The sequence below is a fragment of the Mesorhizobium sp. P3_A10 genome (assembly GCF_056403175.1).
The window spans coordinates 94,786-115,499 of the sequence record NZ_JBFUFZ010000009.1 but is presented as its reverse complement, the minus strand read 5'-3'; the positions used below and the strand labels follow the sequence as shown (position 1 = coordinate 115,499).

The following is a 20,714-nucleotide window of genomic DNA, read 5'->3' as shown; positions in this document are numbered from 1 at the left end:
GTTCCGGAGGAAGCCATGATCGTCGACAAGGCCAATGCGGCGCTGAATTCGGTCTATACCGCCGATACGCCGGAAGCGCTCTCTGAGGCTTATGCCGCTTGGGCCGCGACCTACGACAGCGAAACCGCTTCGCTTGGCTATCTCCTGCCGTTCCTGATCACCGCCTGGGTGGCGCGCCATGTGCCAGCGGGCGAAGGGCCGTTGCTCGATGCCGGCTGCGGCACCGGCCTGTCGGGGCCGTCGCTCAAGGCGCTGGGCTACCCCGACATTGCCGGGCTCGACCTCTCCGACGACATGCTGAAAATAGCCGGCAGCCGGCAGGCCTACAGTGACCTGAAGAACGCGATGCTCGGCGGACCTTTGCCCTGGCCGGATGGGCATTTCCGCGCCTTCTTCTCGACCGGCGTCTTCACCATCAGCCATGCCCCGGCGTCCGGCCTGCATGAACTGGTACGCATCACCAAGAAGGGCGGCCATGCGATCTTCACGGTGAGAGACCAGGTGTTTGAAAGCGGCGGGTTTCAGGCGGTGTTCGACGAACTGGAGCAGGCGCAAAAATGGCGGCCGGTCGAAGAAAGCCCATGGTTCCGCTGCTATGCCATCGCCGAGCCGGATGCACTGGTGAAGACGTTTGTGTTTGAGGTTTTGTGAGCGGGGCGTTCGCCGACCTTGGCACCTTTCCTCTCCCTCCGGAGGGGGGAGAGGTGGCGCTGCGAAGCAGCGACGGAGTGGGGGAAGCCGCTCGTCAATCGCGCTGCCGCAAGACAGCCACAAGCCGGCGAGCGAGAAGACTCAAGGCAAGTGGCAATCAGGCGGAAGCATTATTTCGATGCAAGATCGACCCCCACTCCGTCGAGCTTCGCTCGCCACCTCTCCCCCGATCGACGGGGAGAGGAAAGGCGTGAGTTCACCGACCTTGGCGCCCCTCCTCCCGAAGGTGTGGACGTGAGGACGAGGAACCCAGATTCTGCCAAGACAAGCCGCAATTGCCGAAAACCCAAAACATTGGTATGAGCCACGCCATGGAAGAGCTTTTTGGCGATCCGGCCTATAAGGGGTTCGTGCTGCAGGACAGAAAACGCCTGCCGTCGCGCTTCTCCGCGCGCGTTTGCGGCGCGCTGACCAGCCGACTTAGCTAGACCGCTTTCGCCGGGCCCAACGGTCGGCATTTCGCCTCTTCCCCCTTATCAGATCGACGGATTTACGCACATGAGCGCACCGCGCACCCTCTACGACAAGATATTCGACGAGCACGTTGTCGACCGCCAGGACGACGGCACCTGCCTGCTCTACATCGACCGTCACCTCGTCCACGAAGTCACCAGCCCGCAAGCCTTCGAAGGCCTGCGCATGACTGGCCGCAAAGTCCGGCATCCGGAAAAGACGCTGGCCGTGGTCGATCACAATGTCTCGACCTCGCCCGAGCGCAAGTTCGGCATCAAGAACGAGGAAAGTCGCATCCAGGTCGAGGCGCTGGCCAAGAACGCCAAGGATTTCGGCGTCGAATATTATTCCGAAAACGATATCCGCCAGGGCATCGTCCACATCATCGGCCCGGAGCAAGGTTTCACGCTGCCCGGCATGACCATCGTCTGCGGCGACAGCCATACGTCGACGCATGGTGCTTTTGGCGCGCTGGCGCATGGCATCGGCACATCGGAGGTCGAGCATGTGCTGGCGACGCAGACGCTGATCCAGCGCAAGGCCAAGAACATGTTGGTGCGCGTTGACGGCGTGCTGCCGGAAGGCGTCACCGCCAAGGATATCATCCTTGCGATCATCGGCGAGATCGGCACTGCCGGCGGCACCGGCTATGTCATCGAATATGCCGGCGAGGCGATCCGCGCGCTGTCGATGGAAGGCCGCATGACGATCTGCAACATGTCGATCGAGGGTGGCGCGCGCGCCGGCCTGATCGCGGCCGACGAGACCACCTTCGCCTATGTCAAGGACAAGCCGCGTGCGCCGAAGGGCGCGTCGTGGGATGCCGCGCTCGCCTACTGGCAGACGCTGCAGTCCGACGAAGGCGCGCATTTCGACAAGGTGATCGTGCTCGACGCAGCCAAACTGCCGCCGATCGTCTCCTGGGGCTCGTCGCCCGAGGACGTCGTTTCGGTGCAAGGCATCGTGCCGAACCCGGACGACATCGCCGACGAAAACAAGCGCACCTCCAAGCAGCGTGCGCTGGACTATATGGGCCTGACGCCGGGCACCAAGATCACCGACATCACGCTCGACCGGGTCTTCATCGGCTCGTGCACCAATGGCCGCATCGAGGATTTGCGCGCGGTGGCCAAGGTGGTCGAAGGCAAGACCGTCAGTGCGCATGTCGATGCGATGATCGTGCCGGGCTCCGGCCTCGTCAAGGAGCAGGCGGAAGCCGAAGGCCTCGACAAGATCTTTGTCGCCGCCGGCTTCGACTGGCGCGAGCCAGGCTGCTCGATGTGCCTGGCCATGAACGATGACCGGCTGAAGCCGCATGAGCGCTGCGCCTCGACCTCGAACCGCAATTTCGAGGGCCGTCAGGGCTTCAAGGGCCGCACCCATCTGGTGTCGCCGGCCATGGCTGCAGCGGCGGCGATCGCCGGCCACTTCGTCGATATCCGCGACTGGAAATAGTCCGGATTTTCGCCGCCCATATCGCCGAGCATTGCAGACCCCGGACCGCACCAGCGGTTCGGGGTTTTTCTTTGGCGCCGACCGCATATTCGGTCTCGCTTAACCGCTTGTTTGGGCTTGCGGCCTAAACATCTTCCCTGACGGAAGCGAGAGAAGTCACGGTCCTTGGACACCGGCCTGTTCATAGCGCTGCTCAACCCGACGATCGCGCTGGCGCTCGGCTCGGCGTTCCTCGTGCTGTGGTTCTATCAGCGCCACCGCCCCTATCTGGCGGTGCTGGGTGCAAGCTACTGCGTCTCGGCGGGCGGCTTCCTGCTGCAGTATTTCACGCTGCCCGTCGGCATGGTGCTGACCAAGCTGCTCTCCAACATATGCTTCACCTTTGCCGCCTGCTGTCTCTCCGGCGCGATCGTCGCCCGCTATGGCCGGCGCGTGCCCTTTGTCGGGATCGGTGTTCTGGCGGGGGGCGGGCTGGCGGCGTTTTGCTGGTTCCTGTTCGTCCAACCGGATCTCACCTGGCGCATCCTTGCCATCAATTTCGGCTTCGGCGGCCTCAGCCTGCTGGTCGCCGCCGAACTGCGCCAGGTGCGCAACAACGGCCCGACGGAAAACATCCTGTTCGTGCTGTCGCTGCTATCGGGCCTGAACTTCTTCGTGCGCACGCTGGCCGTCGTCATCGCGCATGGGCCGTTCGCCAGCTATGACGGTTTCTATGCCTCATCCTACTGGACGACGGCGCTGCTCTCGCACGCGCTGCTGTCGTTGCTGATCGCGCTTTGCCTGTTCTCGGCCGCCGCGCTCGACGTGTTGAAGGCGCTGAAGACCGAGACGTTTACCGATCCGCTGTCCGGCCTGCTCAACCGTCGCGGTTTCGAGGAGCGGGCGGCGCTGCTTCTGCGGCAGTGCGCCTCGGCGAGGCTCCCGGTGGCGCTGGTACTTGCCGACCTCGACCACTTCAAGGCGCTCAACGACGTGCACGGCCATGCGGCGGGCGACAAGGTCATCGCCGATTTCGCCGCCAAGTTGAATTTCGCCACCGGCGCCCGCGGTGCTGCCGGCCGCATCGGCGGCGAGGAGTTCGCGGTGCTACTGCCTTTGTGCGACCTGGCTTCGGCACGTCTGTTCGCCGAGGCGATCCGCTCGCTCTATTCGTCCGGCGGCGTCACCAGCCTGCCGCCGGGTATCCGAGTGACCGCGAGCTTCGGCGTCGCCGCCCGCACCGGCGACGAGGGGCTGGAGCCGCTGATGCGTCGTGCCGACGAGGCGCTCTACAAGGCCAAGAAAAATGGCCGCGACAGCGTGCGCCTGTCCTACGAGCGGCCGGAAACGGTGTTCGTGCCGGACACGGCGAACCTCGGCTAGAGCGCACGTCGTTTGTTTGCAGACTGCTCCAACCTTCGAGGTTGATCGAAACCTCGCGCCTTCGTCATCCTCGGGCTTGACCCGAGGATCCTGTGTGTTGGTTCGGGTGTATGGTTGAAGTGGGAAGGAGGCCGAGAGGATCCTGGTCGTCCCTTTCGGGACAGGCCGCGGCATGGCTCGGTCCCTTCCCACCAATGAACCATCAACCTGAACAGTTGCACGGGGCTGTTACCAGCAGACCCCGCACCACAGGAAGAGGCATGGACATGATAGTGCAGAACTACATCGGCTGCGATATCTCCAAGCAGTGGCTCGATTTTTTTGATGAGGCAAGCGGCCGCTGCCAGCGCATCACCAATCAGGCCGACGCGATTACTGCTTATGTAGCAGGCCTTTGCCCTGGCCGAGATTTTGTCGTCATGGAGGCAACAGGCGTTCATGACCGGCTGCTGCGCCATGCGCTGGCCAAGGCAAGCATCGCCTTCTCGCGGCACAACCCGGCCCACACCCACCATTACGCGAAGTCGACGACGCAGCGCGCCAAGACCGACCGCCTCGATGCCAGGATGCTGAGCGACTACGGTCGTCGCTATCAGCCTGCTGCCGAGCCGGCACCGTGCGAGAAAGGCGAGCACCTTCAATCGCTTGCCCGTCATCGCGACCATCTGGTCGAGATCAGAGCGAAGCTGAAGAAGCCTTCGACGAAGATGTTGTCGCTGACACAGAAAGACTGATCGCCGACTTCGACACACGCATCGATGCGCTCGAGAGCCGGATCGTCAAAACCATTCGCGAAGCCGAGGACACCGCCCTCGACTACGCGCTGATGGTCTCCGTACCCGGGGTTGCCACGATCACGGCCCTTTCTTTGCTGGCACACATGCCGGAACTCGGCCGGCGCTCGCCCAAGTCGATCGCAGCCCTTGCCGGCCTTGCCCCTTTCGACAATGAGAGCGGCAAGCTCAAGCGCAGGAGCAAGATCAGCGGTGGTCGCCCGCGGGTCCGACGAGCTCTCTACATGGCAGCGCTGGGCGCCATCCGCGCCAATGATCGGTTCAAAGCTTTCTACGCCGCCCTTGCCGCTCGTTCCGGATCAAAGAAACTCGCCATCGTCGCCGTCGCCAGGAAGCTTCTGGTCACCCTCAACGCTATCATACGAGACAAAATCGCATTCGCATGAACACAGTTGCCGTGACAGTCGCCGACGCACGCGGCGCATCAGAATTCCGCCGCGTCGCTCGCAGATCCCGGCATGGATCCCGGGGTCTGCGCCGCGTCGCTTCGCTCCTTGCTTCGCCCTAGGATGACGAAGCTGTGAAGTTTTCGGCTAGTCGCCAAGGTGTGCGATCTGTCGTTATGCCCCCACCGTTAACGTCTTTTTCGCGCGTCGGTGATTAGCTGTCGCTCTAAGTGCGAACGACGCGATGGGCAGCGCAGACTTCATCCTTGTCATCAATCTGTGCGTTGCCGGACTGCTGGCCGCGGCCTTCATGGCGATCGCGATTTATGACGTGGGACGCGTATCGGCGCGCTGGTTGGCGTTCGGCTATGTCCTCGGCATGGCCTATTTCGCCGTCGAATTCAGCATCCCGGTTTTTGCCGACGCACGACCCGCGGTTGTCACAGCCTTTGCCGTTTTCCTCGGCGCCACCATCGCCTTCAATACCGGGCTTGCCCGCAAATATGGCGTGGCGCCGCCCTGGCCGCCCATGGTCTTCTTTCTGGTCTTCGCCACCGTCGCGGTCTGGTTCGTGCAGGATCTGCCGCGCCAGTCGCTTGCCCGCATGATGGCCTACCAGCTCCCCTATGCGGCCATGCAGCTCGTCGGTTTCGGCATCGTCTGGTCGTCCAGGCAAAGACGCGACCGGCTCGATCGAATTCTGCTGGCCGTGCTGGTGGCCAGCGCCGTGCAGTTCGCCTCAAAACCGTTCATCGCGCATGCGCTGGGCGGCTGGGGCGCCAACCCGCAGTCCTATATGCAGACCAGCTACGCGCTGGTGTCGCAGTCGCTCGGCACCGTGCTGGGCCTGGCGCTGGCGCTTTTGATGCTGGCCATCCTGGTTCGCGATGTGCTGGCCGAGGCGACGTCGAAGTCGGAAACCGACACGCTTTCACGGCTGCTCAACCGCGGCGGTTTCGAGCGCCATGCCGAGGTCGCGCTGCGCGACGCCGTGCGCCGGGGTGTTCCGGTGGCGTTGGTCATTGCCGATCTCGACCACTTCAAGGGCATCAACGACAACTATGGCCACGCTTCCGGCGACCGGGTGATCGAGACCTTCGCCGGCTTCCTGCGCGATGCCGCTGCCGACCATCATGTTGCCGGCCGCATCGGCGGCGAGGAATTCGCCATCATCCTGCCGGGAACCAACCTTGCCGCCGCGCGGCTGTTTGCCGAGGGCACGCGCAGCGCTTTCGGCGCGCTGCCGATCGACAGCCTGCCGGCGGAGCAGCGCTGCAGCGCCAGTTTCGGCGTTGCCGAGCTGCATCCGGGCGAAGGCTTTTCCGATTTGTTGCGGCGCGCCGACGAAGCGCTTTATCAGGCCAAGGGCTCCGGCCGCGACTGCGTGCACGTCTCGGCCGGGCCGGTCGCCTGGCCGGCAACAGTGGCAAACGCTGGATAGATCAGCGGCAGGGGCTGAGGTTGGGCATTTCGCCGTCGGAGAGGCCGTACATATAGGAGCGGCCTTTTACGAAAACCGGCGGCTGATAACAGCCGCGGCGGATCACATTGTCCGATTCGTTCTCGTAGATGACGTCTGGTTCGCTGGCGTCGCTGGCGTCGCTGGCGTCGCTGGTGCTGGTGTAGGCTGACAATTCTTTCGCCAGCTTGCCTTCGCCAACGATGATGCGCTTGTAGCCGGCGGCGCTGTCGATGACGAGATTGCCGAAGGAATCGGCATAGACGCGATCGTGGTGGCGCGTCCCGGCGAGCGCCGGTGCGGCAAAGCCGACGGCTAACGCCGCCGCTATCAGTGCCGGAAGTCTTAGTGTGCCTGAATTCGAACGCATGGCGTCCTCTCCGTTTCCTAGAGGCAAGCCTCCTCGAATCAGAAATTAACCTTTTATTAACCTTTGTTAAGAGGGGGAGCCGTTGAGGCGGCAATCTCTTGGCAAACATGGTTAATATCAGACGGAATGGAAAGCCCGGCAGCCATCATTCGGCCATGCTTGCCCGCACCATCGCGGCCGGCGTCGAGCTAGAGCTTCCGTTTACGTCAGGCGGGCTTGATCTTGGCAAGGCATCGCGGCTAGCTTGCCGCGCGGGGAGGACAGCATATGGCGTTACGCCGGACGTTTCGGGTGGCGCCCTTGTTTCCGCTGTTGATGGCCATGGCGGCCTGTGTGCCCCAACAGAGCGCGCCCAAAGCCGGGAGTACCGCCGCCCCCACCGTGTCGCTTACGTCCAAGCCGATGGTCGCTCCCAGTTCCACCACCACTACCGATATGACCGCACCGCAGCCGCGCACAGCGACCTACAATTGCGCGGACGGCGGTAGGATGACCATCCAGAACCTCGGCACCTCGCTGCACGTGCTTGCTGCAGACGGCACAGCTGAGGACCTGCCGGCGTCGCCCGCCAATCAGAACAGCCGCTATGGCATTGCGCATGACGCAATCGTGATCGACGGACGCGACGCGCTGGTGATGAAGGGCGGGGCTACGCCCCTGACCTGCACCCGCTAGCCGGTGTGTCGATATTCAGGTGAGGCCGGCCTGCAAATGGCAGCCTCCTGCGCTTCCGGTGCTCACGTACTTTAAGTACGCTCCGCTCCGGTTCTCGGATGCTGCCCAGTTTGGTCGCTTCGCGCCCGTCTTCGACTCCGGCTCGGCCTGACCTGAATCCCGAGGCACCTTCGGCCCGAGCTAAACCGACTTTGCCGCACTGCAGCGAACTTTGCGCCGGCTTGGTGGGTATGCCCTAATCGATTGAAGCGAAACGCCGGCTTTTTGTCAGACTAAATGACGTTTTCAAAACGATTTTCTGGCTTTGACGCGGTGCAAAAAGAGCATTAGAAACCGCCTGTCCGAAGTCGCATCCGGAAGCGGTATTGCCGCATTTCCACCTGTGGCTCCAGAGACGCCGAACTGGGGGAGCCATGAGCAAATCACCAGCCACCCGCGCAAGACCGCTTTCGCCGCATCTGACCGTCTATCGGCCGCCGATAACCATGACGATGTCGATCATCCATCGCATCACCGGCGGGGCGCTCTATTTCGGCACGCTGCTGGTGGCCGTGTGGCTGATGGCGGCGGCGAGCTCCGAGGCCACTTTCGACTGGGTCAACTGGGCGTTCGGTTCGTGGCTGGGGCGGCTGGTGCTGTTCGGCTACACCTGGGCGCTGATGCATCACATGCTGGGCGGTGTGCGCCATCTGGTCTGGGACACCGGCGCCGGCCTTGAAAAGCACACGGCATCGAAGATTGCCTGGGCGACGCTGGCCGGTTCGATCGCACTGACGCTGCTGATCTGGATCGCCGGCTACATGGCGCGGGGAGCCTGATCATGAGCTCTGGCAATACCGATATGCGCACGCCGCTGGCCAAGGTCCGCGGCCTCGGCTCGGCCCGCGAAGGCACTCAGCATTTCTGGCGCCAGCGGCTGACCGCGATCGCCAACATCCCGCTGATGCTGTTTTTCGTCGGTTTCCTGATCGCGCTCAACGGCGCCGGCTATGCCGAGGTGCGCGCCGCTCTCGCCAATCCGTTCGTGGCACTGGTGCTTGCACTGGTGCTGCTGTCGGGGCTCTACCATATGCGGCTCGGCATGCAGGCCATCATTGAGGACTATGTGCATGGCGAGGGCATGAAGCTGGCGCTTATCGCGCTCAACACATTCTTTCCCGTAGTGGTCGGCGTCGCCTCGATCTTCGCCCTGCTCAAGCTGGCATTCGGAGGCTGAATTTGGCCAAGGACGCGAAGACCGCCAACAAGGCTGGTTACACCTATGTCGACCACAAGTTCGATGTGGTGGTCGTCGGCGCCGGCGGCGCCGGCCTGCGCGCCACACTCGGCATGGCCGAACAAGGCCTGCGCACCGCCTGCATCACCAAAGTGTTCCCGACGCGCTCGCACACGGTGGCGGCGCAGGGCGGCATCGCCGCTTCGCTTGCCAATATGGGGCCTGACAACTGGCAATGGCATCTCTTCGATACCGTCAAGGGTTCGGATTGGCTGGGTGACATCGACGCGCAGGAATACATGGTCCAGCAGGCGCCCGCCGCCGTCTACGAGCTCGAACATTACGGTGTGCCGTTCTCGCGCACCGAAGAGGGCAAGATCTATCAGCGGCCGTTTGGCGGCATGATGATGAATTTCGGCGAGGGCCCGCCCGTGCAGCGCACATGCGCTGCCGCCGACCGCACCGGCCACGCCATGCTGCACACGCTCTACGGCCAGTCCCTGAAGCACAACGCGCAGTTTTTCATCGAGTATTTCGCACTCGACCTGATCATGGAACCGGACGGCACCTGCACCGGCGTCGTCGCCTGGAATCTCGATGACGGCACCATCCACCGCTTTTCAGCCAAGATGGTGGTGCTGGCAACGGGCGGTTACGGCCGCGCCTATTTCTCGGCGACGTCGGCGCACACCTGCACCGGCGACGGCGGCGGCATGGCGGCGCGGGCCGGCTTTCCGCTGCAGGACATGGAATTCGTGCAGTTTCACCCGACCGGCATCTATGGCGCCGGGTGCCTGATCACCGAGGGTGCGCGTGGCGAGGGCGGCTATCTCGTCAACTCCGAGGGCGAGCGCTTCATGGAACGCTATGCGCCGTCGGCCAAGGACCTTGCCTCACGTGACGTGGTGTCGCGCTGCATGACGCTGGAAATCCGCGAGGGGCGGGGCGTCGGTCCGAAGAAGGACCATATCTTCCTGCATCTCGACCATCTCGACCCGGCCGTCCTGCATGAGCGTCTGCCCGGCATTTCGGAATCGGCCAAGATCTTCGCCGGCGTCGACCTGACCAAGGAGCCGATCCCGGTGCTGCCGACGGTGCACTACAATATGGGCGGCGTGCCGACAAATTACTGGGGCGAGGTGCTCAACCCGACGGCCAAAAGCCCCGACCGGGTGTCGCCCGGACTGATGGCGGTCGGCGAAGCCGGTTGCGCCTCGGTCCACGGCGCCAACCGGCTGGGCTCAAACTCGCTGATCGATCTCGTCGTGTTCGGCCGCGCGGCGGCAATCCGCGCCGGCCAGGTCATCGACCGCACATCGGCCATCCCTGCACCCAACGAAGCCTCGGTCGAAAAAATCATGGACCGCTTCGACCGGCTACGTCATGCCAACGGCTCGACGCCGACGGCGGTGCTGCGCGAAAAGATGCAAAAGGCGATGCAGGAAGACGCAGCGGTGTTCCGCACCCAGGAATCGCTGGACAATGGCTGCAAGCGCATTTCGCAGATCTGGACCGAGCTCAAGGATGTCAAAGTCTTCGACCGCTCGATGATCTGGAACTCGGATCTGGTCGAGACGCTGGAGCTGGAAAATCTGATGGCCAACGCCATCACCACGGTCTACGGCGCTGCGGCGCGCAAGGAAAGTCGTGGCGCACACGCCCGCGAGGATTTCTCGGCGCGCGACGACACGACCTGGCGCAAGCACACCCTGGCGCGGCTCAACGAGGCCGGCGAAGTGGCTCTCAGCTATCGGCCGGTGCACACCGAGCTGCTGCGCAAGGAGGCCGACGGCGGCATCAACCCGGCCAAGATCGCGCCCAAGGCACGGGTGTATTGACGATGGCGCTTTCGGCATCGGGATATTCCGGCACGCCCCTTCCGGCCAAGCTTGGGCTGAAGGACGGGATGACCGCGGCGTTCATCGCGCTGCCGGCGGAACTCGATGAATTGGCCGACGCCGTCGATTTTGCACGTGTAGACCGGCTGGCCGACTGGTCGGAGATTTCCGGTGCTGCCCTGAAATACGATGCCGTCCACGCCTTTACGAAACAGCGCGCCGAGATCGAGGATCGCCTCGCCGGTATCCAGGCGGCGATCAAGCGCGACGGCATGGTCTGGGTGTCCTGGCCGAAAAAAGCCTCGAAAGTGCCGACCGACGTCACCGAGGGCGTCATCCGCACCGAGGCGCTGAAGCTCGACCTTGTCGATGTGAAAGTCGCCGCTGTGAACGATATCTGGTCCGGGCTGAAGCTCGTCATCCGAAAGGACCTGAGGTAAATGGTTGAACTGACGCTCCCTAAGAACTCGCAGATCAAGGCGGGAAAAACCTGGCCGAAGCCTGAGGGTGCGACCAATCTGCGGGAATATCGCATCTACCGCTGGTCGCCGGACGATGACGAGAACCCGAGCATCGACACATATTTCGTCGACATGGACGATTGCGGGCCGATGGTGCTCGACGCGCTGCTCTGGATCAAGAACAAGATCGACCCGACGCTGACCTTGCGCCGCTCCTGCCGCGAAGGCATTTGCGGCTCCTGCGCCATGAACATCGACGGCTCCAACACGCTCGCCTGCACCAAGGGCTGCGACGACATTGCCGGCGCCGTCAAAGTCTATCCGCTGCCGCATATGCAAGTGGTCAAGGATCTGGTGCCCGACCTCACCAATTTCTATGCCCAGCACGCCTCGATCGAGCCATGGCTGAAGACGGTGTCGCCGCAGCCGGCCAAGGAATGGCTGCAGAGCCATCAGGACCGCGAGAAGCTCGACGGGCTCTACGAGTGCATATTGTGCGCCTGCTGCTCGACCTCGTGCCCGAGCTATTGGTGGAACGGCGACCGCTATCTCGGCCCGGCAACGCTGCTGCAGGCCTATCGCTGGCTGATCGACAGCCGCGACGAGGCCAAGGGCGAGCGGCTCGACAATCTCGAAGACCCGTTCCGGCTCTATCGCTGCCACACCATCATGAACTGCGCCCAGACCTGCCCGAAAGGGCTCAACCCGGCCAAGGCCATTGCCGAGATCAAGAAGATGATGGTGGAGCGCAGAGTCTGACGCCGAGACTACCCGCTGACTTTTCGCCCGACGCCGTCGCGGCGCTCCGCGTCCGCCTCGATCTGGTTCGAAGCCAGGGCGTAAAAATCCTGTTCGCCATCGAAAGTGGCAGCCGCGCCTGGGGCTTTCCATCGCCGGACAGCGATTACGATTGCCGCTTCGTCTATGTCAGGCCAGTGTCCGATCACCTCGTGCTGGAACAGGCCCGCGACGTGATCGAGTTCCCGATTGAAAGCGAGATCGATGCCGGTGGCTGGGATCTTAGAAAGGCGCTGCTTTTGGCTCTTGGCGGCAATGCCGTCATCGTCGAATGGGCGAAATCTCCGATCGTCTATGAGGAAGTCGGAGGGTTTCGAGGCCGCCTTCTCGACCTGCTTGGCGAGATCGTCGATCCAGCAAAAGTATCGCGCCACTACCTTGGGCTCGCACGTTCGCATGTCACCAAGATTGGCAGTTTTTCCGGGGAGGTAAAACTGAAGAAGCTGTTCTACCTGATCCGACCACTCGTGGCTCTGGACTGGATGGAGCAGCGTGGTTTTAGCAGTCTTCCTCCGATGAACCTTGTCGAATGCCTCGACCAGGTCGAGATGCCGACGGAGGCAAGCAACGAAATCCGGCGCCTGATCGACAAGAAAAACCATACTCGGGAGATGGGATTTGGCCTCATCCCGGCCGAGATCGCGCGCTATCTTGAGGGCCGCTATGGTCACCACGAAATGAACCTTTCGAGTGCGGTCAGGGACGAGGCCCGACAGTCCCACAATCGCGCGCTGGCAACGGCTTTTTATCGCCGGGAGGCAGAACTTCAATGAGCGACGATCTTCCCATCCTCTCCCCCATCGAAGCCCGCGTGCTCGGTTGCCTGATCGAAAAGAAGGAACTGACGCCTGATATCTATCCGCTGACGCTCAATGCCGCGCACGCCGCCGCCAACCAGAAGACGGCGCGCGAGCCGGTCATGGCACTGGAGCAGGTGGAGGTGCACCGGGCGCTGAAGCTGCTCGAGCAGAAGGGGTTGGTGCGGCAGATGTTCGGCTCGCGTGTCGAGCGCTACGAGCATCAGATGGCGCAGCGCTTCTCGCTGACCACGGCACAGACCGCGGTGATCGGCCTGCTCTTGTTGCGCGGGCCGCAGACCGCACATGAGTTGCTGGCGCGAGCTGAGCGCATGGCGCGGTTTTCGTCGATCGAGGATCTGCGCGGCGAACTCGACATGCTGATTGGCCGCCGCCCGCCGCTCGTCCAGGAAATCCCGCGTGGTCCAGGCCAACGCGAGGACCGCTTCGTGCATCTTCTCGCCGGCCCGGTGGACGTTGCTGCCCTGTCTGCACAACGGAGCATGCCGACCATGCCTGCCTCCGACCTGGAAGCGAGGATTGAATCGCTGGAGCAGGAAGTCGCAGCCCTTCGCGCCCGGCTCGACGCGTTGGGTGCGTAAGGCTTGCTTGTAGAGGTTTGCGCCGCCCCTCATTGTCCTGCCGGACATTTCTCCCCGTATGGTGACGGGGAGAAAGGGGCAGCTTAAGTGCCGGCGCTCTTCCGGCAACGCTGGAGATTGGCGAAGCCGGCTGCGACAGCGTCCCTCTCCCCGTCACTATACGGGGAGAGGATGCCGGCAGGCAGGTGAGGGGCAGCGCCGGCTTTTGTTACGAGCGGTACTCGCAGACGGTGGAATGCCTCACCCCAGTTTGGCGTCGAGCGACACTTTTATCGCGCCGAGCGCTTGCGACACCGGGCAGCCGGCCTTGGCCTTTTCGGCCAACTCCTGGAATTTCGCCGCATCGATGCCCGGCACCTTGCCGACCACGGTGAGGGCGCTGCCGGTGATGCCGGTGCCGGGCACCAGCGTTACCACCGCCTTGGCGTTGAGCTCGGTGGCGGGGGTGCCGTTCTCGGCCAGGAAATGCGAGAACTGCATGGCAAAGCAGCCAGCGTGCGCTGCCGCGATCAGCTCTTCCGGGTTGGTGCCGGATTTGCCGCTTTCGTCCTCGAAGCGCGCCTTGAAGGAATAGGGCGTGCCCTTCAGGGTACCGCTCTGGCTGTCGAGCGTGCCTTTGCCCCCCTTCAGATCACCTTTCCAGATGGCGTTTGCGGTGCGGTCCATGAAGTCCTCCTTGATTGATCCGATTGCGCAGGCCTGGTGCCGGCGTTCCTCTCAACTATAGCGCGGGTCCACCGGAAGACCACCGCGGTCTTGTGGCCATCGCGCACTCTTCGCGGCACCTCGAAATTATTTTGAAAAAATGAGCGTGCAAAAATGTCGACTTGGCTGCGCCCCGACCGTCCTGCGGGCGGCCACGGATTTCGTGGCGGATGGAGGTTCCCATGAACAATCTTTTTTCCGCGCATTGGATAGACACCGGCCGAGAGGCCGGCGCACAAGAAACCGACTGGCTGTATCAGCCGCCGTCCGGCTTCGGCCGGCTGCTTGCGGCGGTCGCCATTATCGGCATCGCCTTCTGCCTTCTCGATCATGCGGCGGGCCAAAGGCCGGCTGACACTTTGGTCGCCTATGTTTCGTCACCGCAAGGGAGATAGAAGATGCAATATGTTTGCCTGGTCTACGGTGAGGAAAAAGACCTCTATGCGCTCACCCCCGAGGGGTCGGCCAAGCTCGACGCCGAATCGCTGGCCTATGACAGGTCCTTGAACCAGCAAGGCAAGCTGGTCATCGCGCAGGCGCTGCAGTCGGTGAAAACGTCGAAAACCGTGCGCCGGCGCCAGGGCAAGAGATTGATCACCGACGGCCCCTTCGCCGAGACCAAGGAGCAATTGCTCGGCTTCGTCATGATCGAAGCAAAGGATCTCGACGAGGCGCTGGAGATCGCCGGCGGAATTCCGCTGGCCGAAATCGGCACCATCGAGGTCAGGGCGGGGTCCTGAGCCCTAATCCCTGGCTGTCGGCTGCCGGACCTTGAAACCAGGGGTGTTCGACTGGATGAATGCCCTCGGTTTCTTCGCCGCAAGCAATCTTTGCGTGTTGAAGCAAGGCAATACTTCTCCTATCGTCGGCGCGATTTTGGGGGATGTTGGCATGCCGTTCTTGATTGCTATCCTTGGCGTCCTGGGGGCGGCAGCGTTCTGGTGGTACCGAATGAAGGCCATGAACGAGGCCGCGCGCGAGGTCGCCGATGTCGTCGGGCGTGTGCAAGGCAATATCAGGCGCAAGAAGCTGCGCAAGCAGGCGGCGCTTTCGCCGCTGACGGCGATCGACGATCCGGTGGTGGCCGCGGCAACGCTGATCACCGCCATGGTTTCCGAGAACGGTCCGATCCTGCCACAGCGCGAAGCCGTCATTCGTTCGGTGATTTCGGAGATCGCCGACAAGAAGAAGACCGACGAGGCGGTGATCTATGCCAAATGGGCGGCGGCGCAGATCGACGACACGACGATCGTCATCGACAAGCTGGCGCCGTTCCTGCGCGAACGGCTCGACGTGGGTGAGCGCAACGATCTGCTGCAGATGGTGAACCGCGCAGCGCAAGGCGGCGAGAAAAGCCTGGTGCTTGCCGACCAGCGAATATTGCGGCTGCGGCAGAAACTCGGCTTCGAGGTCAACTGACCTCGGTCAACATGATCTTTGAATGGAGGGCGGGCGTCCCCACATCAATGGGAAGGAACACCCAACCGTCAAGGCACAGATGGAAGCAATTGCCTACGTGGCTGCCGAATTGGCCGATCTGATTGACACGCTGTTTGGAGACAGGTTGCGCAAATCCAGAGCCGGCAGGTTGGTGATCGGCATGCTGGCCGCCATTGTGGTTTTCTACTACCTCTTTTGGTTGCTAGATTTGTTCCCCCTTCAATAGCCGCGGCGTGTCGCCGGACAGGCCCGACGCCTGGCGGATGAAGAAATCCTTCAGCCGCGGCATGCGTTCGACCAGACCGAGACCGATGTCGCGGACGGCGCGCAGCGGGCCGATATCGTTGGAGAACAGCCGGTTCAGCACGTCGGTGGTGATGCCCATCTGCACGGTGTCGAAGCGCCGCCACTGCTGGTAGCGTTCGAGCACGTCAAGCGCCCCGATGTCCTGTCCGAGCCGATCGGCCTCGACCACCACTTCGGCCAGAGCCGCCACATCCTTGAAGCCGAGATTGAGGCCCTGGCCGGCGATCGGGTGGATGCCGTGGGCGGCGTCGCCGGCAAGCGCAATGCGCGGCGCGACGAAGGCGCGGGCAATGGTCAGGCCGAGCGGCCAGGCGCGCGGTTTGTCGGCGACACGGATTTCGCCGAGCCGCAAGCCAAAACGCTGCTCGAGTTCGTGCTCGAAGACTAGGTCGTCGCCGTCGACCAGTTTCTGAGCATCCTCGGATCGTTCGACCCAGACCAGTGATGAGCGATTGCTGCCATCCTTGCCGGGCTTGAGCGGCAGTGTGGCAAAGGGACCGGCGGGGAGAAAATGCTCCTCGGCGCGGCCATTGTGCGGGCGTTCATGCGCCACGGTGCAGACGATGCCGGACTGGCCATACTCCCACTTCACCGTCTTGATGCCGGCCATGTCGCGCAGTTTCGAGTTGACGCCGTCGGCGGCGACCAGCAGCCGAGCCTTCAGCGTCGCGCCATCGGCCAGATGCACGGTGATGCCGGTGCCATTGCTGTCGAAAGTACTGACAGCGACGCCTTCGATGATGTCGATGCCGAGTTCTTTCGCGCGCCGGCGCAAGGCGCCATTCAGATCCGTGTTGGCGACCATATGCGCAAACGGCTCGCCTGGCGCGACCTCGCCGTCAAAGGTGAGAAACACCGGACGCACCGGATCGGAGGTGCGCGAATCGGTGACGATCATCTCGGTTATCGCCTGCGCCTCCGCAGCGATTTCCTGCCAGACGCCGAGCTGGTCGAGCATGCGGCAAGCGGCAGCGGCGATGGCCGAGGCGCGGCCATCCTTCTGCCAGACGCCAGCGGGTGCGGCATCGACAATGGCGACGGTGAGGCTCGGCCGTGCCTGTTTCAGCGATACGGCGGCGGCCAGACCGACATAGCCGGCGCCGGCGACCAGAACGTCGAGTGAGCCTCGGGCTTTTGCATCCGCCTTGCGGTCCGCCATGACAAATTCCTTTCGTGGCCTTGGCCGTTACCGGCCACTCCGGCCTTGACTGCCCGCCATTCCTGTCGGAAACCGCCTTAACACTTCCGCAGCGAAGGCGCGAAAAACATGACAGCGGCCATGGACGAGCTTCTCAGCATTCTCGACCTCGAGCAGCTGGAACACAACCTGTACCGTGGTCGCAGCCCCAAACTCGACTGGCAGCGCATCTTCGGCGGCCAGACCATTGCCCAGGCGCTGGTCGCCGCGCAGCGAACGGTCGAGCCTGAGCGCCACGTGCATTCGCTGCATGGCTATTTCATGCGGCCGGGCGACACCAAGGTGCCGATCATCTACGAGGTCGACCGCATCCGCGACGGCGGCTCCTTCACCACGCGCCGCGTGGTGGCGATCCAGCACGGCCAGGCGATCTTTTCGCTCGAAGCCTCGTTCCAGCAGGACGAAATCGGTCTCGAACACCAGGTGCCGATGCCGCAGGATGTGCCGGCCCCCGACAGCCTGTTGTCGCAGCGCGAATTGCTGGGCAAGTTCGGCGAGGCGGTGCCCGAGGGCATCAAGCGCTACTGGGAGCGCGACCGGCCGATCGAGATGAAGCCGGTGATGCTGAAGCATTACACCAGCCGCGAAAAACTGGAGCCGAAGCAGAACATCTGGATCCGCACCACCGGTCCGGTGCCGGCCGACAGAGGCATTCAGGCGGCGGTGCTCGCCTATCTCTCCGACATGACGCTGCTCGACACCTCGACCTTTGCGCACGGCCGCGCCATTTTCGATCGTGACATCCAGGCGGCAAGCCTCGATCACGCCATGTGGTTCCATCGCAGCCATCCGCTCGACGACTGGATCCTCTACACGCAAGACAGCCCGTCGACGCAAGGCTCGCGCGGCTTCACCCGCGGTTCGCTGTTTGCCCGCGACGGCACGCTGATTGCCTCGGTTGCCCAAGAAGGCCTCATCAGGCTGAAGCGGTCGCCCGCAGAATAGGCATTTTTGAAAAATTGCCTATTTTTTAATCACCGGCTTTACTCCGGCTGTGCACATTTAGCCGCCGAACCTCCCCCAATCCGTTTGTTTACAGAGGGTTAACACCCTGCTTCGGCAATTGGCACGGAGCTTGAATCCTAGCGGGCACTCTCCGGCTCTCATTGGGATCGGCGAAGTCGTAAACGCGGGGGACCCGCAACAGCAAAGGGTGAAACCTTATGAAAATCGTGATGGCAATCATCAAGCCGTTCAAGCTCGACGAGGTGCGCGAAGCGCTCACCGCGGTCGGCATCCAGGGCCTGACCGTCACCGAAGTCAAAGGCTACGGGCGTCAGAAGGGACACACGGAAATCTATCGCGGAGCGGAATACGCGGTCAGTTTCCTGCCAAAAATCAAGATCGAAGTCGCGGTCAGCACCGACCTGGTCGACAAGGCCGTCGAAGCCATCACCGCGGCGGCCAAGACCGGTCAGATCGGCGACGGCAAGATCTTCGTTTTCGGCATCGATCAGGCGGTGCGCATTCGCACCGGCGAAACAGACACCGACGCGCTTTGAGCGGCGAACACGTATTCCAATGGAGAGTTCAATGAACATACCTTCCACCTTGAAGACAACGGGACGTGTGGCCGCGCTTGGCTCGCTCGCTCTCGCTGCAATGGGCACGGTCGCTGCCTTCGCGCAGACCGCGGCTCCAGCCGCCGCCGATGCAGCCGCGGCTGCGCCACCCGCACCCGCGCTCGACACCGGCAACACCGCCTGGATGCTGACCTCGACGGCACTGGTTCTGATGATGACCATCCCCGGCCTGGCGCTGTTCTACGGCGGCATGGTGCGCAAGAAGAACGTGCTCGCCACCATCATGCAGAGCTTTGCCATCACCTGTCTGGTGACGGTGCTGTGGTTCATGTTCGGTTATTCGCTGGCCTTCTCCGACGGCGGCGGCATCAACAGCTATCTCGGCGGTACCTCGAAATTCTTCCATCACGGCATCACCACGTCCTCGCTGTGGCTGCCGGGCGTCGCGAACATTCCTGAATTCGTCTTCTCGATGTTCCAGATGACCTTCGCCATCATCACGCCTGCGCTGATTGCCGGCGCGTTCGCCGAGCGTTTCAAATTCTCGGCGCTGCTGATCTTCATGGCGCTGTGGCTGCTCGTCGTCTATGTGCCGATCGCGCATTGGGTCTGGGGTGGCGGCTTCCTCGGCACGGCCGGCGTGCTCGACTTCGCCGGCGGTACGGTCGTTCACATCAACGCCGGTGTCGCGGGTCTGGTCTGCGCGCTGGTTCTCGGCAAGCGCGAAGGCTACGGCACCACCAACATGGCGCCGCACAACCTCGTCTACTCGGTCATCGGCGCTTCGCTGCTGTGGGTCGGTTGGTTCGGCTTCAACGCCGGTTCGGAACTGGCGGCCGACGGCCTCGCCGGTGCAGCCATGCTCAACACCCAGGTTGCCACCGCAGCCGCGGCTCTCGCCTGGATGTTTGCTGAATGGATCATCGCCAAGAAGCCCAGCGTGCTCGGCATCATCTCCGGCGCCGTTGCCGGCCTGGTCGCGGTGACCCCGGCTTCCGGCTTCGTCAACCCGACCGGCGCCTTCATCGTCGGCATCGTCGCCGGCGTGCTCTGCTACATCTCGGCGGTCAAGGTGAAGCACATGTTCGGCTATGACGACTCGCTCGACGCCTTCGGCGTGCACGGCGTTGGCGGCATCATAGGCGCTCTGCTCACCGGCGTGCTGGCCGATCCGGCGATCAACAGCCTGTCGTCGGGTGCTTCGCTCGGCAAGCAGATCTACGGCGTCGCCGTCACCATCGTGTGGACGGCCGTCGCCACCTTCGTGATCCTCTATGTCGTCAAGGCCCTGGTTGGCCTGCGTCCGACGACACAGGAAGAGGTCGAGGGTCTCGACATCAGCCAGCATGGCGAAGTGGTGCCGTAAGGCCAGCTTTGCCAACGGGACCGGCGGAACCCTCCTCCCGCCGGTCCCCTATCTCTCTACGCAATTCCCTGGGAAAGCGCTGCACACCCGGAATTGCTCTAAGGAATCCCGTCGTGACGCTCCCGAAAGGTGCTCACGCATTGAGGCCCGGACCTGGTCCGGGCCTCTTTTTTGGTACACTCGTTCTGGCAACGCCGATATTCTGGCAATCACGTTCGCGTGATGGAGATTTTCCAGGAAACATCGACCCTGCTCGTTCCGAACTGTGGAGGCGAAACGTCGTTCGGACGGTCGCAAAAATAACAGCGAAGGAACCATCCCATGAACATCAAGAACATCTGCCTCGGAGCGCTTGCCCTTACCATGGTCAGCGGCGCGGCGTTTGCCGGCGCACTCGACGAGCCGGACAACATGGCGCCGTTCTTCACGGATTCCAGCATGAAAACCATGAAGCCGATGGAAGAGTTCAAGGCTGCTTTCATGGCGATGCCAATGGAAAAGCAGGAAGCGATGAAGAAGGAATGCAATGACGCGGCGATGATGCCGCACGCCGAATTCTGCGCCAATGTGCAGGCGCTCGGTGGCGCCAACTGAGGTTGCCAGGGATCAGGCTCGATCGAGCCTGGTCGTCTTGTCGCTTGCAATGAACGGTGGTGGGCCAATGCGCCCGCCATTTTTTCCACGCATCGGGCAGGCCAAATCACCCCCCGGGCGGGAGATGACCGTACTGGACAGGCGTGGTATCCCTTGCATGTCGCCCGCGTCGCGACTCGCGCCAGGATAGGGAACCGCGCATGAA

Annotated in this window: 25 protein-coding genes; 22 read left to right on the top strand and 3 right to left on the bottom strand. The window is 62.8% G+C overall.

Features of this window, described 5'->3' with window-relative positions; translation table 11 throughout:
• The first annotated feature begins 15 nt into the window (after positions 1-15).
• The 6 genes from AC1DXU_RS27490 to AC1DXU_RS27465 all read left to right on the top strand — a co-directional run bounded on the left by AC1DXU_RS27490 (position 16) and on the right by AC1DXU_RS27465 (position 6,602).
• Positions 16-651, top strand: coding sequence for a class I SAM-dependent DNA methyltransferase (locus AC1DXU_RS27490; RefSeq protein WP_477374047.1), 636 nt, complete (start codon positions 16-18; stop codon positions 649-651).
• A gap of 558 nt (positions 652-1,209) precedes the next feature.
• Positions 1,210-2,619 (top strand): 3-isopropylmalate dehydratase large subunit, encoded by a 1,410-nt coding sequence (gene leuC / locus AC1DXU_RS27485; protein ID WP_477374045.1) that lies wholly within the window; start codon positions 1,210-1,212, stop codon positions 2,617-2,619.
• 165 nt (positions 2,620-2,784) lie between these two features.
• Positions 2,785-3,981 carry a GGDEF domain-containing protein gene (locus tag AC1DXU_RS27480; RefSeq protein WP_477374043.1) on the top strand — a complete coding sequence of 399 codons (1,197 nt, stop codon included), beginning with the start codon at positions 2,785-2,787 and terminating at the stop codon, positions 3,979-3,981.
• Between the two features lie 272 nt (positions 3,982-4,253).
• Positions 4,254-4,715: an IS110 family transposase gene (locus AC1DXU_RS27475; protein WP_477374041.1), complete on the top strand. Its 462-nt coding sequence runs from the start codon at positions 4,254-4,256 to the stop codon at positions 4,713-4,715.
• A gap of 92 nt (positions 4,716-4,807) precedes the next feature.
• Positions 4,808-5,161, top strand: coding sequence for a transposase (locus AC1DXU_RS27470; protein WP_477374040.1), 354 nt, complete (start codon positions 4,808-4,810; stop codon positions 5,159-5,161).
• Positions 5,162-5,405: 244 nt separating this feature from the next.
• Positions 5,406-6,602 (top strand): GGDEF domain-containing protein, encoded by a 1,197-nt coding sequence (locus tag AC1DXU_RS27465; protein WP_477374038.1) that lies wholly within the window; start codon positions 5,406-5,408, stop codon positions 6,600-6,602.
• 1 nt (position 6,603) lies between these two features.
• On the opposite strand, the gene AC1DXU_RS27460 is transcribed toward AC1DXU_RS27465, so the two are convergent.
• Positions 6,604-6,990: a hypothetical protein gene (locus AC1DXU_RS27460; protein ID WP_477374036.1), complete on the bottom strand. Its 387-nt coding sequence runs from the start codon at positions 6,988-6,990 to the stop codon at positions 6,604-6,606.
• A gap of 489 nt (positions 6,991-7,479) precedes the next feature.
• On the opposite strand from AC1DXU_RS27460, the gene AC1DXU_RS27455 reads away from it, so the two are divergent.
• From AC1DXU_RS27455 to AC1DXU_RS27420, 8 genes are all read left to right on the top strand, one after another.
• Positions 7,480-7,665: a hypothetical protein gene (locus AC1DXU_RS27455; RefSeq protein ID WP_477374034.1), complete on the top strand. Its 186-nt coding sequence runs from the start codon at positions 7,480-7,482 to the stop codon at positions 7,663-7,665.
• A gap of 413 nt (positions 7,666-8,078) precedes the next feature.
• Positions 8,079-8,483, top strand: a complete 405-nt coding sequence (gene sdhC / locus AC1DXU_RS27450) for a succinate dehydrogenase, cytochrome b556 subunit (RefSeq protein ID WP_477310003.1) — start codon at positions 8,079-8,081, stop codon at positions 8,481-8,483.
• A gap of 2 nt (positions 8,484-8,485) precedes the next feature.
• Positions 8,486-8,881, top strand: coding sequence for a succinate dehydrogenase, hydrophobic membrane anchor protein (gene sdhD / locus AC1DXU_RS27445; RefSeq protein WP_477310001.1), 396 nt, complete (start codon positions 8,486-8,488; stop codon positions 8,879-8,881).
• Between the two features lie 2 nt (positions 8,882-8,883).
• On the top strand, positions 8,884-10,719 hold the full coding sequence (gene sdhA / locus AC1DXU_RS27440; protein WP_477309999.1) for a succinate dehydrogenase flavoprotein subunit: 1,836 nt from the start codon (positions 8,884-8,886) through the stop codon (positions 10,717-10,719).
• 2 nt (positions 10,720-10,721) lie between these two features.
• Positions 10,722-11,159, top strand: coding sequence for a DUF3052 domain-containing protein (locus AC1DXU_RS27435; RefSeq protein WP_477374032.1), 438 nt, complete (start codon positions 10,722-10,724; stop codon positions 11,157-11,159).
• Complete coding sequence (locus AC1DXU_RS27430) at positions 11,160-11,939, top strand: succinate dehydrogenase iron-sulfur subunit (RefSeq protein WP_477374030.1); 780 nt, start codon at positions 11,160-11,162, stop codon at positions 11,937-11,939.
• Positions 11,940-12,001: 62 nt separating this feature from the next.
• Positions 12,002-12,751 carry a nucleotidyltransferase domain-containing protein gene (locus AC1DXU_RS27425; RefSeq protein ID WP_477374147.1) on the top strand — a complete coding sequence of 250 codons (750 nt, stop codon included), beginning with the start codon at positions 12,002-12,004 and terminating at the stop codon, positions 12,749-12,751.
• Entirely contained in the window at positions 12,748-13,377 is a 630-nt protein-coding gene (locus AC1DXU_RS27420; RefSeq protein ID WP_477374029.1) for a YceH family protein, read from the top strand. Before AC1DXU_RS27425 ends, AC1DXU_RS27420 begins: the two co-directional genes overlap by 4 nt.
• A gap of 240 nt (positions 13,378-13,617) precedes the next feature.
• Here the strand turns inward: AC1DXU_RS27420 and AC1DXU_RS27415 are convergent, their stop codons facing one another.
• On the bottom strand, positions 13,618-14,043 hold the full coding sequence (locus AC1DXU_RS27415) for an OsmC family protein (RefSeq protein WP_477248742.1): 426 nt from the start codon (positions 14,041-14,043) through the stop codon (positions 13,618-13,620).
• 221 nt (positions 14,044-14,264) lie between these two features.
• On the opposite strand from AC1DXU_RS27415, the gene AC1DXU_RS27410 reads away from it, so the two are divergent.
• From AC1DXU_RS27410 to AC1DXU_RS27395, 4 genes are all read left to right on the top strand, one after another.
• On the top strand, positions 14,265-14,477 hold the full coding sequence (locus tag AC1DXU_RS27410) for a hypothetical protein (protein ID WP_477374027.1): 213 nt from the start codon (positions 14,265-14,267) through the stop codon (positions 14,475-14,477).
• A 3-nt stretch (positions 14,478-14,480) separates the two neighbouring features.
• Positions 14,481-14,822 (top strand): YciI family protein, encoded by a 342-nt coding sequence (locus tag AC1DXU_RS27405; protein ID WP_477374025.1) that lies wholly within the window; start codon positions 14,481-14,483, stop codon positions 14,820-14,822.
• A gap of 151 nt (positions 14,823-14,973) precedes the next feature.
• A complete protein-coding gene (locus tag AC1DXU_RS27400; RefSeq protein WP_477319793.1) occupies positions 14,974-15,501 on the top strand; it encodes a hypothetical protein in 528 nt (175 codons plus the stop codon).
• A 22-nt stretch (positions 15,502-15,523) separates the two neighbouring features.
• Positions 15,524-15,748 (top strand): hypothetical protein, encoded by a 225-nt coding sequence (locus AC1DXU_RS27395; RefSeq protein WP_477319791.1) that lies wholly within the window; start codon positions 15,524-15,526, stop codon positions 15,746-15,748.
• Here the strand turns inward: AC1DXU_RS27395 and AC1DXU_RS27390 are convergent.
• Positions 15,725-16,987 carry a ubiquinone biosynthesis hydroxylase gene (locus AC1DXU_RS27390; protein WP_477374023.1) on the bottom strand — a complete coding sequence of 421 codons (1,263 nt, stop codon included), beginning with the start codon at positions 16,985-16,987 and terminating at the stop codon, positions 15,725-15,727. The two genes, AC1DXU_RS27395 and AC1DXU_RS27390, sit on opposite strands and share 24 nt — an antisense overlap.
• Positions 16,988-17,095: 108 nt before the next feature.
• Here AC1DXU_RS27390 and tesB point away from each other — a divergent pair, with 108 nt between their 5' ends.
• From tesB to AC1DXU_RS27370, 4 genes are all read left to right on the top strand, one after another.
• On the top strand, positions 17,096-17,971 hold the full coding sequence (gene tesB, locus AC1DXU_RS27385; RefSeq protein WP_477374021.1) for an acyl-CoA thioesterase II: 876 nt from the start codon (positions 17,096-17,098) through the stop codon (positions 17,969-17,971).
• A 218-nt stretch (positions 17,972-18,189) separates the two neighbouring features.
• Complete coding sequence (locus AC1DXU_RS27380; RefSeq protein ID WP_023670499.1) at positions 18,190-18,528, top strand: P-II family nitrogen regulator; 339 nt, start codon at positions 18,190-18,192, stop codon at positions 18,526-18,528.
• Between the two features lie 100 nt (positions 18,529-18,628).
• Complete coding sequence (locus tag AC1DXU_RS27375; RefSeq protein WP_477374145.1) at positions 18,629-19,915, top strand: ammonium transporter; 1,287 nt, start codon at positions 18,629-18,631, stop codon at positions 19,913-19,915.
• 321 nt (positions 19,916-20,236) lie between these two features.
• Complete coding sequence (locus AC1DXU_RS27370; RefSeq protein ID WP_477374019.1) at positions 20,237-20,509, top strand: hypothetical protein; 273 nt, start codon at positions 20,237-20,239, stop codon at positions 20,507-20,509.
• The last annotated feature ends 205 nt before the right edge of the window (positions 20,510-20,714 follow it).

What these genes read in the sequence shown, in the direction of transcription:
- AC1DXU_RS27465 (WP_477374038.1), top strand. Translation starts at nt 5,406, where the DNA reads ATGGGCAGCGCAGACTTCATCCTTGTCATCAATCTGTGCGTTGCCGGA.
- AC1DXU_RS27390 (WP_477374023.1), bottom strand. Translation starts at nt 16,987, where the DNA reads ATGGCGGACCGCAAGGCGGATGCAAAAGCCCGAGGCTCACTCGACGTT.
- AC1DXU_RS27370 (WP_477374019.1), top strand. Translation starts at nt 20,237, where the DNA reads ATGAACATCAAGAACATCTGCCTCGGAGCGCTTGCCCTTACCATGGTC.
- AC1DXU_RS27455 (WP_477374034.1), top strand. Translation starts at nt 7,480, where the DNA reads ATGACCATCCAGAACCTCGGCACCTCGCTGCACGTGCTTGCTGCAGAC.
- leuC (WP_477374045.1), top strand. Translation starts at nt 1,210, where the DNA reads ATGAGCGCACCGCGCACCCTCTACGACAAGATATTCGACGAGCACGTT.
- AC1DXU_RS27490 (WP_477374047.1), top strand. Translation starts at nt 16, where the DNA reads ATGATCGTCGACAAGGCCAATGCGGCGCTGAATTCGGTCTATACCGCC.
- AC1DXU_RS27435 (WP_477374032.1), top strand. Translation starts at nt 10,722, where the DNA reads ATGGCGCTTTCGGCATCGGGATATTCCGGCACGCCCCTTCCGGCCAAG.
- tesB (WP_477374021.1), top strand. Translation starts at nt 17,096, where the DNA reads ATGACAGCGGCCATGGACGAGCTTCTCAGCATTCTCGACCTCGAGCAG.
- sdhC (WP_477310003.1), top strand. Translation starts at nt 8,079, where the DNA reads ATGAGCAAATCACCAGCCACCCGCGCAAGACCGCTTTCGCCGCATCTG.
- AC1DXU_RS27470 (WP_477374040.1), top strand. Translation starts at nt 4,808, where the DNA reads ATGGTCTCCGTACCCGGGGTTGCCACGATCACGGCCCTTTCTTTGCTG.
- AC1DXU_RS27400 (WP_477319793.1), top strand. Translation starts at nt 14,974, where the DNA reads ATGCCGTTCTTGATTGCTATCCTTGGCGTCCTGGGGGCGGCAGCGTTC.
- AC1DXU_RS27380 (WP_023670499.1), top strand. Translation starts at nt 18,190, where the DNA reads ATGAAAATCGTGATGGCAATCATCAAGCCGTTCAAGCTCGACGAGGTG.
- AC1DXU_RS27415 (WP_477248742.1), bottom strand. Translation starts at nt 14,043, where the DNA reads ATGGACCGCACCGCAAACGCCATCTGGAAAGGTGATCTGAAGGGGGGC.
- sdhD (WP_477310001.1), top strand. Translation starts at nt 8,486, where the DNA reads ATGAGCTCTGGCAATACCGATATGCGCACGCCGCTGGCCAAGGTCCGC.
- AC1DXU_RS27395 (WP_477319791.1), top strand. Translation starts at nt 15,524, where the DNA reads ATGGAGGGCGGGCGTCCCCACATCAATGGGAAGGAACACCCAACCGTC.
- AC1DXU_RS27410 (WP_477374027.1), top strand. Translation starts at nt 14,265, where the DNA reads ATGAACAATCTTTTTTCCGCGCATTGGATAGACACCGGCCGAGAGGCC.
- AC1DXU_RS27430 (WP_477374030.1), top strand. Translation starts at nt 11,160, where the DNA reads ATGGTTGAACTGACGCTCCCTAAGAACTCGCAGATCAAGGCGGGAAAA.
- AC1DXU_RS27405 (WP_477374025.1), top strand. Translation starts at nt 14,481, where the DNA reads ATGCAATATGTTTGCCTGGTCTACGGTGAGGAAAAAGACCTCTATGCG.
- AC1DXU_RS27460 (WP_477374036.1), bottom strand. Translation starts at nt 6,990, where the DNA reads ATGCGTTCGAATTCAGGCACACTAAGACTTCCGGCACTGATAGCGGCG.
- AC1DXU_RS27375 (WP_477374145.1), top strand. Translation starts at nt 18,629, where the DNA reads ATGGGCACGGTCGCTGCCTTCGCGCAGACCGCGGCTCCAGCCGCCGCC.
- AC1DXU_RS27420 (WP_477374029.1), top strand. Translation starts at nt 12,748, where the DNA reads ATGAGCGACGATCTTCCCATCCTCTCCCCCATCGAAGCCCGCGTGCTC.